Raw genomic sequence first — 11,766 nt, 5'->3', positions numbered from 1 at the left:
TGTAACCGGCCAAGCTCCCAGTAGCTGCCATCCCAATACCAGTCTTGTCACTTTTCGCCAAATTGGCTCGCGGCGCGTCGGTCAATCTGATTGAACACGGCCTGAAAGTAGTGGTGATGTTCATCACCACACCGCTCATGATCAGTCGTCTTGGCAAGGAGGACTATGGCATCTGGCTCCTGGCAATCGCCATCATTGCCTATTTCCGCCTTCTCGACCTTGGTGTTTCCTTTGCGGGCTCGCGTTTTCTTGGAACGGCCCTCGGGTCAGGCGACCGGCAGGAATACCAATCCTTGGCACGAAATCTCTGCAGGCTTTTCGTCCGTATTGGAATTGCTGCACTTGCCCTGACAGCGCTCACGGTCTTGGCGCTGCCACTCTTCATATCGGATCCCGGCATGTCTGCCACGGTAAGGGTCATGGTCGCAGGTCTGGGGGTGACTACCGCATTGAGGTTCTTCACGAGGATCTACGAGGTGATACTCAAGAGCCACGTCAGATATGACCTGATCGGGATATCCTCGATCATGAAAACGATACTCCAGTCAGGGCTTATCATTGGTCTCCTGATTGCCGGCAAGGGCCTGATGGCGCTCCTGGTCGCACACATCCTGATCGATATTTTGGATCAGGTGTTGCTGGTGTTCTTTGCAAGACGGATTGAGTCGGGTCTCGGCCTTGGCAAGTCATCAGGGGGCGCGGCGAGAACGGGCGAGCTGCTACGCTACAGTGCGACGGCAATGGTGACGGTTGCAGGACAAAGCCTGCGGCAGGGGATTGATCCGCTCATCATCACCCATGTCTCTGGAGTGGCGACCCTTCCACCCTACAGTGTTGGCGCACGCTTCCTGGGTGTTTTCACGGATGTGATCAACGCCATCTTCGGAGGAAACTTCATGTCGGCCTTCAGCCAGCTGCATGGGCGCGGGGATCAGGAGGTGCTGAACAGCAGATTCCTAGAGGCGATCCGCTACTGTACGCTTGCCGCTGCCTTGGGCGGATGCTCGCTTATGATGTTCGGCCCTGCTTTCATCGAGCGTTGGGTCGGTCCCGATTTTGAGATGTCCGGCAAGGTGCTCTGGATCCTCACTCCTGTGACAGCTCTATCCTTGTGCCAGTATCCGGTGTGGAGCCTGTTCTACAGCCAGAACAAGCAACATTGGCTGGCGATTTTCACATTGGTGAGCGGGATATTCAATTTGACGCTCAGTTTTTACCTGGCCTGGCAAATAGGCTGGATGGGTGTGGTCTGGGCGACCTGTGTGGAAATGGCGATAGCGTTCGGCATCGTAACCCCATGGTTGGTCACAAAGGTCTGTGCCATACCCTTGGAGCGGTATCTTGGGCAGATAGTCATCACTGGAATGAAAGTTACGCTTGTATCCGTTGCGTATTGGCTGGCGTTGCACTCATTCATCGTGCCGGCCTATGATCGCCTTTTCCTGCTTGGCTCCGGGTATTTGGCTGCCATCTCCGTCTCCACCTGGTTCCTTGTATTCGCCCCTAGGGAGCGAAGCCAGCTTCTGGAAAAGATGAGATCGATCCTGAAACCGTCCACAAAGCCACAGCCGTGACGTTTTCCGCATTAACAGAAACGCCATAACCTCCCAGAATCCACCCATGAAACTCACCGTATCAGCTATCCTTGTTTGTCTCCTCATTCTCGTTGCCGCATACTTCGCAAACCGGGAAAACACTGCTTCCGGATCTCCGGCCCCGCATGATGTAACAAAAACCAAAGGCTCGCCACGCAACCCGTCCGAGCGGGCGGCGAGAAACCAATACGCCGAGAAGAATTGGAATCTGGGCGAGCCGACTACGGCTTCGGAACGGGCTTACGAGGATGCCACCACAGCGGGGGAGAAGCAGACGGTGCTTGCTAAGCTGGAGGCATCCGACCCTGGCTCTCTGGCAAACGTCCTGCGGCGCGCACTGCTCAATCCCGATGAAGGGCTGCGCATCCATGCTGTCATGATGACACCGAGCATCTACCAATTCCCAGAGGATGCCACGGATATCCTTGCCGCTGCAAGTTGCGATGACAGTGCGGAAGTCCGCAGCCATGCGCTGCAAATGCTCAACGAGCAGCCATCCGAGACAAAACTCAAGGTATATGCAACAACCCTTGGATCACCTCTTGCCGAGGTTCGGGAAATGACGGTTCTGGAACTGGGGCGCATGAAATCCAAGCCGGCTCTGGAACTTCTTTTCCAAGGCCTGGGCTATGGGGATCCTGATTTTTCGATGAAGGTGAATGACGAGCTTAGCACCCTCATTAACGCACGGTTCGATTCATTGGATGAGGCCAACGGGTGGTGGAAGGCCAACTCGGTAAAATTCGATGAACGGCTCATGAGAATCGAAGACTAGGCGAACGGAATACCATCTGCCGCCCACCCATTACCGGCACTCATTGGAAGCCCCAAGGCTTTCCGGTTGCTGCACTCATTCTTGGCCGCCGCCCTGGCGCGTGCCGTCTTTGGTGTCAGTCGCGGGCTCGGTGTAGCCGCCTTCGCTCTTGGGTGCTCCCGTTTTCTTGCAGATGGTCCCCTGGCAATTGCAGGAGGTGGCGTTGGGATCTGGCGGGTTCATCACCTTGGTTGCCGCGATCGCGGCCTTCTGGGGGGCGGGAACCAGGTTGCGGTGCACCCATTCCGAAGCAGCGACACGTTTTTCCGAAGCGAGCCCCAAATTCAGAATCCAGTAGATGGGATCAGCCGGCGCCACCCCGACGGCGCTTGACCTCACGGAGAATTTGATCAGGAAAATTCCTTCCGGCACTTTTTGCCCGACGGGTATTTCCACAATTGAAAAGTCACGGTGTGCGTGGTGCCCCTTGAACTTTCCGCTTGGCTCGACCCTTGCCAGCTCCGGCCCCTGCCTGTCCTCATCGGAGCCATCCAGCAATGATTTCTGTGGGTAAACCATGTCCTGGTTCCAAAGCTGCATGAGGAGGCCTTGGGGAGCCTGCCCGAATTTGGGTGTGTCCCCGTTTCCATCCCAATAGAAAAGGTTGCCGCGCTTACCATCGATTTCGAAAGCAAGTGCTGTTATGCCTATGCTGCTGCCAGGGGTCAGGGAATAATCATCCAGCAGCTCCGAAGGGTCGTTCGCCCATCCCGGCCGGTCGCTTCGACATGCAGGATTGCCGTTGAAGTCGGTCGTATGGAAAAGCTCGCCTTCGAAGATGCGCCACTGGGTCCTGATATTTACCGGATCTCCCGGAGGGATCGGCTGTCCCACGATCAAGGGTTGGGCATGGCGCTCGTATATTCCTGTTTGAAGCTTGCCGTCCCTTTCATAGATGAAAACATGATCCTTGTTGTCCATGTAGCCGGGAATATCGTGCAGCGAGGGGATGAGGGGAACGAGTGGCGGGCGCGAGATCGTCTGCGCCGGCAATAGCCCGCAAAGTGCCATCGGAACCAATGTCAGCAGGCATTTTGATAATTTCATAGGAAGTCTTAAACGCTGGTTTTGTCAGGAGCCTGTCAGCATTCCGTATCACGCATGCTGTAAGCCCTCTTACAGATCGTGTTTTATATTGCTTGATCAAGCACACCAGCCCGGTAAGGGCAAGTCAAGGATGTAAGTCGCTTTGGCTCCGGGCCGAATCAGGATAATCCGATACCACATCCTATGAACCGTATTGATGGTGCCAAAGCCCCCCCGAAGCGAGCGGGGCCGCCCCGGTCTGGAGCGGCCCCGCTGGGCAAAAGTGCGTTCGGATCCGGTTTCAGGGAGGAGGCGTGCCGAGGATGAAGATCCCCGACTTGTTGCCCGAGAGTGTCAGGTTGAAGACGATGTCCCCGGAGTCGTTGATGGCGCGGCCGTAGCCGCCGGTGCCGCCGCCCGTGTTCGACTCGGTGCTGATCTTGATCCCGGCCACGCTGTGGGTGGTGCCGTCGACATCGAAGGAATCGTTGCGGCGCATCACCAGCAGCGGGGCGGGATCCGAGGCGCCGCGGTCGACGAAGACCGCCTGGTTGGTGGCGGTGGTGGCATCGCCGACACCCGGCACGAGGGTCGCGTCATAGACGACGCCGCCCACATCGTTGCAGTCGAAGCCGTTGATGCTCAGCAGGCGCGCACCGGCGGTGTTGTTGGCAAGCTCGCCCTCGCGGGCGACGAGGCTGAGGACTCCGCCGCTCCAGCGCCAGATGCTGCCGTCGTTGGCGGAAGTGACCGTGGGGATCCCGGTGGCATCCTTGAGGTATGCGTGGAAGACCACCGAGCCGTCATCGTTCATGTGCAGGGTGGTGAACCTTGCGAAGGCGACCCTGTTCCTAGGTGCGCAAGGGGCGACGGCACCCTCCCTGGCGACGAGGACCGGCGGCAGCGAGGTGTTGCCCGCGTTGGTCCATATCGCCTCGTTGTTGAGGGAGGTGATCCCGGTGCCCGTCACGTTGGCGCGCATGGCGATTTCACCGGCGCTGTTGACCGCCTCGCCGAGGAACTGGAAGAAGGCCGCGCCGCTCACCCCGCCGGCCGCATCGCCTTCGCGGACGACGAGCGAGGGCTGGCCGGCACCGAGGGTGCCGACGAAGAGGCCGGTGTTGGTGGCTGGGTCGAAGACCGCCTCCTCAAGGAACGCGGGGAAGGCATACCTTTCGCCGGCCTCGCTGGTCACCACGCGCTGGTGGAGCTGGCCGTAGTTTGTCGCCGGGATGGAGCTGGGCGAGCCTTCCCGTGCGATCACCGTGCCGGCGCTGCCGGTGATGACCGTGTCGTCGGCGATCGTGACCCCGCTTCCGGAGCCCAGGAGCAGGTAGGCCGGGGTGAGCAGATCGCCGTTGGAGGCCATGGCGGGCTGGTAGAGGGCGTTGTATGTCGGGCTGCCGGCAAGCGGCGAGGCCGCACCCTTCTGGGCGGAGGCCAGGACGGCTCCTCCGGTGTTGGCGAAGTGGCCCGGGGTGGTTCCGACAAGCGACTCGAAGCCGGCGTTGCCGAGGTTGTTGAGCGTCAGCTTGCTGAAAGCGCCGAAGTTGCCCGCTCCCGCAGGCGTGCCCTTGACCGCAATGGCGGTCTGGACCCCGCCCGCCGGGCCGAAGAACACGGCGGCGTCATTGGAGCCCGCGCCGGAGAGGCGTGCGTCGTAGATCACGTCGCCGGCGTTGTTGATGAAGGCGTTGTTGACGTTGAAGATCTCACCGGAGGCTCCCGCAGGCACATCGCCGCGGAAGCTGACGACATCCATGTAGCGGGTGCCGGGCGATTCCTGCAGCTCGAGGACGATGACATCGAATGCGGCCGTCGCGGAGTTGCCGTAGAGGTCGGTGGCGGTGCAGGTGACGGTGGTCTTGCCGACCGGGAACCTGGTGCCCGTCGGGTGCGATAGGACCACGGCCACGTTGCCCTGCGCCCTGTCGCTGGCGGTGATCGTCGGGGAGTAGAAGATCCTCTCGCTGAGGCCGCCGATGGCGGAGGGCACGAGGATGCCGGAGGGGGCGGAGATGACGGGTGGGAGGGTGTCCACCACGTTGATGGTGCGGGTGGCCGTGCCGGTGGCGCCCTCGCTGTCGGTGGCGGTGTATGTCCTGGTGTATACCCCGACCTTCGTGCGGTCAACCGTGCCGCTGATGACCACCGGGCGGGAGCCGTCCTCGGGATCCGTCGCGGTGGCGCCCAGTTCGGTGTAGAAATCCACGAAGCACTCCAGGGTCACGCTGCTCGGGCCGTTGAGCGTGACGACGGGGGGGAGATTGGAGGTTACGTTGATGGTAATATCCTGGAAACTGCTCAGGATAGGGGCGCCATTGTCTTCGGCACGAATCCGCAGGGTTGCAGGCCCGGCAACTGTCGGGGTCCAGGTGAATGTGCCGCTTACAGGGCTGGTTCCGGGGGTCGAAGTGAAGGAGCCGCCCGCCGGTATGATAGGGGCGGTGACACTGATCGTCTGCCCTGCGGAATCCGTAACTGAGATGGGGATCGTCAGTGGCTGGTTGAGTTGGGCTGTCACGGTTGCGACCGGTGCGATCACAGGTGCCACGTTTCCTGCGCCCACCGTGATATTGATGGCCTCCTCGGTGAAAAGGTTTGGCACCCCGTCATCGGTGACACGGAAGCGGACATTGGTGAAGGTATTGTTGTATTGCCCAGCGGTCGGCGTCCAAGTGAATGTCCTGGTACCGGGATTGAAGGAGGCTCCGGAGGGCAGGAAGAATGCGCTGTAGGTGAGTCCATCCATATCCGGATCGCTGCCGCTGATGGTGAATGATAGCGTTCCGCCGTTGGCGACGCTCTTGTTTCCGATCGGATCCAACACCGGCGGGTCGTTGGCTCCTGTGACGGTGATCTGAACCTGCTGGCTGGCAATGATGGGCACGGCCACATTATCGAAGGCCTCGACGTTGATGGTGTATACACCCTCCTGCCCGGGAGCGGGAGTCCAGTTGAAGGTTGAGTTCACCGTGCCCACGGCGGTGGCCTGCGGAAGGGTCGAGCCGCTGGGCAGCAACTGAGCGCGTATCGTCAACGAGTCGTTGTCCGCATCGGTTGCTGAGACAACGAAGCTCAGGGGCGATCCCACTGCAACGGTCCGGTTCGCGATGGGAGCAAGCACGGGGGCATTCGGGTTCAAGCCGGGGCCGGAGGATGCGTTCTCCACGACGATCATCACATCCCGGTCAGAGTAGGCTCCCTGCCCGTCGGTCACCCGTGTCTTGTAAATCCAGCGACCCAAGGCTAGGGATGCTGTGTTGGCGCTGGAAATGTTGACGTTACCCAATCCGTCAAGATTGATACCAGGGATTTGCGTTGCCGCCCCGTATTGGGGATCACCTGCTCCAACCAGGAAACCATAGCTAACAGGTGATCCGTCGGGATCGACGCTATTGAGGTTCTGCACGTAATTGAATCCCCTAGCAACGACATCGATGGTTGCCTCCCGCTGGGTAGGGCTTGCGGAAGCCGTGGATCCGTTCCATACGATGCCGGTCTCGAGTTCCCAACTGTTTGCGGGCGCGTTGTTGATGCCGTCAACCCTGCAACAGGAATTCCATGTCGCATAGTATGTGCCTGCGGAAGGCAATTGGTAAACGGCCACATAGCGAGACACCGTGAATCCTGCTCCGCCCAATTCCGTTCCGGAGGCGTAGTTCGGTGTATCTTGAAGTGTAACGAAGTTACCCAAAAAAGATCCTCCTTGGCTCGGACCCGTGTACATTTGGAATGTGGGTTGGCTGATGAATGATCCCCAGACGGAAAACACCTCGATGGTCACCAGGCCAGTGGCGCTGACCGTGTGGGTCACGGAGCCGCCGCGGTAGTGGGAGAAATGCGTGCCGGTGAGGCTGCCGGGAATCGATCCCTCGGCCTGTCCCGCCGCAGGGAGAAGGCGTATGCCCTTCGCATTGAAGGCGAACATCACGTTGTCGGCATCCCTGAAGCTGTCCTTCAGGCCGAGCGCATGACCCTGCTCCTGTAGCACAACGCTGAGAAGGTCCAACCCTCCGGAGATGCCCTCTTTGGCGGCAAGTTGTGTGGACGATCCAAAGCTGCGGAATTCCTCGTCGGAGCCCGGGGTGGCATCAATGTACCCAGCCTTGGCGGCGGCGTTCGTGTCGATGCAGACCTTGCCCTCCCGGTAGGAGCCAAGCACGCTACCTTGCATGTCTGAAATCTCGTAGCGCAGGCCGCGCAGCGTTTCTTTCTGTGAATCAGTCAGTCCGGTGGCCTCCCATCGCATGGCGGCGGCGGCGGCGATCTCCGAGAGCTGCTGCTCGGTGATGCTTGGAATTCCGGTGGATGTGCCGCTTGGTGTCGCTGCCAGGCAGGCGGTGGTCAGCAGTGCGGCTGCCGTGATGAGTGCGGTTGGCTTCTTCATGATCGTATGTTGGTGCAATTGTGGCGGCGTTTTGGCGGAGAGCTGGAGTTCCGTATTGAAACAGGTGATGTATGCGACTGACAAAAAACGCCTAAAAGTCCTTATTCATAGAGCCATTCAGGGTCAAGATGATTCGTAAAAAGTCCCGAATTTCGATATCTGCCGGCCAGTTAGATTCCGTCCTAAAAATGGAATCAATTTTACGCGGTAGCTGGTCAAATCCACCGAACACGTGCGCCATCCGACCAACCGGCAGGTGACTGGCGAGTATGTGATCCGCAACGAGCACAAGCTGACCCGCCTCCTGAACAAGCTCGGAAAATTCAAGAAGACCTGATGTATGCTCGAAGTGGGTTGCAGCGCCGCGTTTTTCCTGAAACTTGCCGATCAACACGGAGGGAAGCCGCAAGGGCGGAGATTTCCGAATTCGGAGCCAGTATTTCCAACAATCAACTCGTCATGTTGAATCCGTCGTTTCCAATGAGAAGATCAAACCACCTGTGTCAGTTGCTCAAGCACGGCAAGGTGATTGGTGTGCAAGCGCCGAAGGTTGAGCAAAGCCGGGCAAATGGCGCGACAAAGTCCCCGTCCGCCGGTTACGGAAATGGAAACACCCTTGATTTGTTGCGGGCAGGTTTTTTCGGTTTCGTCGTCCAGCACCTACCAATGCCGCCGCTTATCAAAGCCCCCCCGAAGCGAGCGGGGCCGCCCCGGTCTGGAGCGGCCCCGCTGGGCAAAAGTGCGTTCGGATCCGGTTTCAGGGAGGAGGCGTGCCGAGGATGAAGATCCCCGACTTGTTGCCCGAGAGTGTCAGGTTGAAGACGATGTCCCCGGAGTCGTTGATGGCGCGGCCGTAGCCGCCGGTGCCGCCGCCCACGTTCGACTCGGTGCTGATCTTGATCCCGGCCACGCTGTGGGTGGTTCCATCGACATCGAAGGAATCGTTGCGGCGCATCACCAGCAGCGGGGCGGGATCCGAGGCGCCGCGGTCGACGAAGACCGCCTGGTTGGTGGCGGTGGTGGCATCGCCGACACCCGGCACGAGGGTCGCGTCATAGACGACGCCGCCCACATCGTTGCAGTCGAAGCCGTTGATGCTCAGCAGGCGCGCACCGGCGGTGTTGTTGGCAAGCTCGCCCTCGCGGGCGACGAGGCTGAGTGCTCCGCCGCTCCAGCGCCAGATGCTGCCGTCGTTGGCGGAAGTGACCGTGGGGATCCCGGTGGCATCCTTGAGGTATGCGTGGAAGACCACCGAGCCGTCATCGTTCATGTGCAGGGTGGTGAACCTTGCGAAGGCGACCCTGTTCCTAGGTGCGCAAGGGGCGACGGCACCCTCCCTGGCGACGAGGACCGGCGGCAGCGAGGTGTTGCCCGCGTTGGTTATATCGCCTCGTTGTTGAGGAGGTGATCCGGTGCCCGTCACGTTGGCGCGCATGGCGATTTCACCGGCGCTGTTGACCGCCTCGCCGAGGAACTGGAAGAAGGCCGCGCCGCTCACCCCGCCGGCCGCATCGCCTTCGCGGACGACGAGCGAGGGCTGGCCGGCACCGAGGGTGCCGACGAAGAGGCCGGTGTTGGTGGCTGGGTCGAAGACCGCCTCCTCAAGGAACGCGGGGAAGGCATACCTTTCGCCCGCCTCGCTGGTCACCACGCGCTGGTGGAGCTGGCCGTAGTTTGTCGCCGGGATGGAGCTGGGCGAGCCTTCCCGTGCGATCACCGTGCCGGCGCTGCCGGTGATGACCGTGTCGTCGGCGATCGTGACCCCGCTTCCGGAGCCCAGGAGCAGGTAGGCCGGGGTGAGCAGATCGCCGTTGGAGGCCATGGCGGGCTGGTAGAGGGCGTTGTATGTCGGCTGCCGGCAAGCGGCGAGGCCGCACCCTTCTGGGCGGAGGCCAGGACGGCTCCTCCGGTGTTGGCGAAGTGGCCCGGGGTGGTTCCGACAAGCGACTCGAAGCCGGCGTTGCCGAGGTTGTTGAGCGTCAGCTTGCTGAAAGCGCCGAAGTTGCCCGCTCCCGCAGGCGTGCCCTTGACCGCAATGGCGGTCTGGACCCCGCCCGCCGGGCCGAAGAACACGGCGGCGTCATTGGAGCCCGCGCCGGAGAGGCGTGCGTCGTAGATCACGTCGCCGGCGTTGTTGATGAAGGCGTTGTTGACGTTGAAGATCTCACCGGAGGCTCCCGCAGGCACAGCATCGCCGCGGAAGCTGACGACATCCATGTAGCGGGTGCCGGGCGATTCCTGCAGCTCGAGGACGATGACATCGAATGCGGCCGTCGCGGAGTTGCCGTAGAGGTCGGTGGCGGTGCAGGTGACGGTGGTCTTGCCGACCGGGAACCTGGTGCCCGTCGGGTGCGATATGGGTGCACGGCCACGTTGCCCTGCGCCCTGTCGCTGGCGGTGATCGTCGGGGAGTAGAAGATCCTCTCGCTGAGGCCGCCGATGGCGGAGGGCACGAGGATGCCGGAGGGGGCGGAGATGACGGGTGGGAGGGTGTCCACCACGTTGATGGTGCGGGTGGCCGTGCCGGTGGCGCCCTCGCTGTCGGTGGCGGTGTATGTCCTGGTGTATACCCCGACCTTCGTGCGGTCAACCGTGCCGCTGATGACCACCGGGCGGGAGCCGTCCTCGGGATCCGTCGCGGTGGCGCCCAGTTCGGTGTAGAAATCCACGAAGCACTCCAGGGTCACGCTGCTCGGGCCGTTGAGCGTGACGACGGGGGGGAGATTGGAAATCACGTTGAGGCTGATGAATGCTTCGTTGGAGAATGCGGTGCCATCGAATGCCCTGAATCCGAAGCTGGTGGCTCCGGAAACACCCGTTGTGGGGGTGTAGGTGAAAGCCCCCGTCGCAGAATTTGTAATCACCGCGCTTCCATGCGCGGGAGGGGTGGTGATGGAGTAGATGAGTCCGCTGCTGGGTGGCGAATTGTCTGCATCGGTGGCCACAAGTGTGCCGCTGTAGGAAGTGTCGAGCTGTGTGGTGAAAGAACCCGCGAACGCAACAGGCGGGGTGTTGGGTGTCTGCACGAATGTGGAAGTGGTTGATGTCGAGTAATTCGTCGCGTTGCGCGATACGACCTGCCAGTAATATGTCACTCCCTGGGTGAGGCCGGTGAGAACATATGGCTGGCCGGGAGCTGCGATGGCGGAAGTTTCGATAAAGCCTGCCATGGAGGGGCTTGTGGAGTAGCGGATGGTGAAGTTGCTAGGGTCTACGCCATTGTTCCCGAGGCTCCATGTAAGGGTTGCCGAGGTGGCGTTCGGTGAGCCTGGATTGGCGGATAGGTTCAAAGGCTGCTTCGGATTCGTGACGGCGAATAGGAAATAGGTCGGGATGGCGGCTGCGGTCGCCGGGGTCACGTCCTGGACGGAAAGGGAGTAAGGGGTGTTGCCACCCGCAGCGGGGGTGTAGGTCAGCAACCTTCCTTCGGTGGCTACCGGCGAGTTGAGGGAATATTGATTCACGTAGCCGCCGGAGGACACGAGTCCGATGGTGGCTGATGCCCCGTAACCGCGCTGGGCACTTGCTCCCAGCATGTTCCTATAGTAGATGTCGATTTTATTTGAACCTTCGTATAAGACAACATTGAAAGTTCCAACCTCGAAACTTTCGCCAAAGCTATACCAGTTGGTCCACTGCATGACGAAGATGCGGCTGCCGGGCGCGCCTGTTGTGGCGTAAACCGCGGTGGAAGGTATCGGGTTGCCGCTGGGTCCGACATAAAGATCGTCCCAGAGAGGATAGATGCCCTGGCTGTTGGTTATCGAAGTCAGAGCAGTGTTGCTGAATTGGGATGTCGGATTGGTAAAGAAGAGCACCCCATTGGTGCTCATCTGGCAGGTGGTGTATCCAACACCGCCGTAGGTGAAGGTGAAACCGATCGGCACTGGGCCGGAAAACGAATCATCGGCGTCAGGGAATCCTCCTGGTCCGCCAACGGT

General features: G+C 60.5%; 7 protein-coding genes. 2 read left to right on the top strand and 5 right to left on the bottom strand.

Going from position 1 to position 11,766, the window contains the following annotated elements:
* The first annotated feature begins 44 nt into the window (after positions 1-44).
* On the top strand, positions 45-1,574 hold the full coding sequence (locus HZ994_06615) for an oligosaccharide flippase family protein (protein ID QTN32014.1): 1,530 nt from the start codon (positions 45-47) through the stop codon (positions 1,572-1,574).
* Positions 1,575-1,620: 46 nt separating this feature from the next.
* The gene (locus tag HZ994_06610) at positions 1,621-2,370 is read left to right on the top strand and encodes a hypothetical protein (protein QTN32013.1); all 750 of its coding nucleotides are present in this window, start codon (positions 1,621-1,623) and stop codon (positions 2,368-2,370) included.
* Positions 2,371-2,445: 75 nt separating this feature from the next.
* Here HZ994_06610 and HZ994_06605 read toward each other — a convergent pair whose 3' ends face one another.
* The 5 genes from HZ994_06605 to HZ994_06585 form a co-directional block, all read right to left on the bottom strand.
* Positions 2,446-3,456: a hypothetical protein gene (locus HZ994_06605; GenBank protein ID QTN32012.1), complete on the bottom strand. Its 1,011-nt coding sequence runs from the start codon at positions 3,454-3,456 to the stop codon at positions 2,446-2,448.
* Positions 3,457-3,736: 280 nt separating this feature from the next.
* Positions 3,737-7,825, bottom strand: a complete 4,089-nt coding sequence (locus HZ994_06600; protein QTN32011.1) for a DUF5011 domain-containing protein — start codon at positions 7,823-7,825, stop codon at positions 3,737-3,739.
* A gap of 757 nt (positions 7,826-8,582) precedes the next feature.
* Entirely contained in the window at positions 8,583-9,647 is a 1,065-nt protein-coding gene (locus HZ994_06595) for a hypothetical protein (protein ID QTN32010.1), read from the bottom strand.
* Complete coding sequence (locus HZ994_06590; GenBank protein QTN32009.1) at positions 9,539-10,042, bottom strand: hypothetical protein; 504 nt, start codon at positions 10,040-10,042, stop codon at positions 9,539-9,541. Before HZ994_06590 ends, HZ994_06595 begins: the two co-directional genes overlap by 109 nt.
* A complete protein-coding gene (locus HZ994_06585) occupies positions 9,943-11,712 on the bottom strand; it encodes a DUF5011 domain-containing protein (GenBank protein ID QTN32008.1) in 1,770 nt (589 codons plus the stop codon). Before HZ994_06585 ends, HZ994_06590 begins: the two co-directional genes overlap by 100 nt.
* Positions 11,713-11,766: the final 54 nt, after the last annotated feature.

This window comes from Akkermansiaceae bacterium (assembly GCA_017798145.1).
GTDB lineage: Bacteria > Verrucomicrobiota > Verrucomicrobiia > Verrucomicrobiales > Akkermansiaceae > Luteolibacter.
This window is presented reverse-complemented; position numbering and strand designations above follow the sequence as displayed.

Bases quoted from the DNA above. Each gene is read 5' to 3' on its own strand.
- HZ994_06610 (QTN32013.1), top strand. From the start codon at position 1,621: ATGAAACTCACCGTATCAGCTATCCTTGTTTGTCTCCTCATTCTCGTT.
- HZ994_06605 (QTN32012.1), bottom strand. From the start codon at position 3,456: ATGAAATTATCAAAATGCCTGCTGACATTGGTTCCGATGGCACTTTGC.
- HZ994_06600 (QTN32011.1), bottom strand. From the start codon at position 7,825: ATGAAGAAGCCAACCGCACTCATCACGGCAGCCGCACTGCTGACCACC.
- HZ994_06595 (QTN32010.1), bottom strand. From the start codon at position 9,647: ATGGCCTCCAACGGCGATCTGCTCACCCCGGCCTACCTGCTCCTGGGC.
- HZ994_06590 (QTN32009.1), bottom strand. From the start codon at position 10,042: ATGGATGTCGTCAGCTTCCGCGGCGATGCTGTGCCTGCGGGAGCCTCC.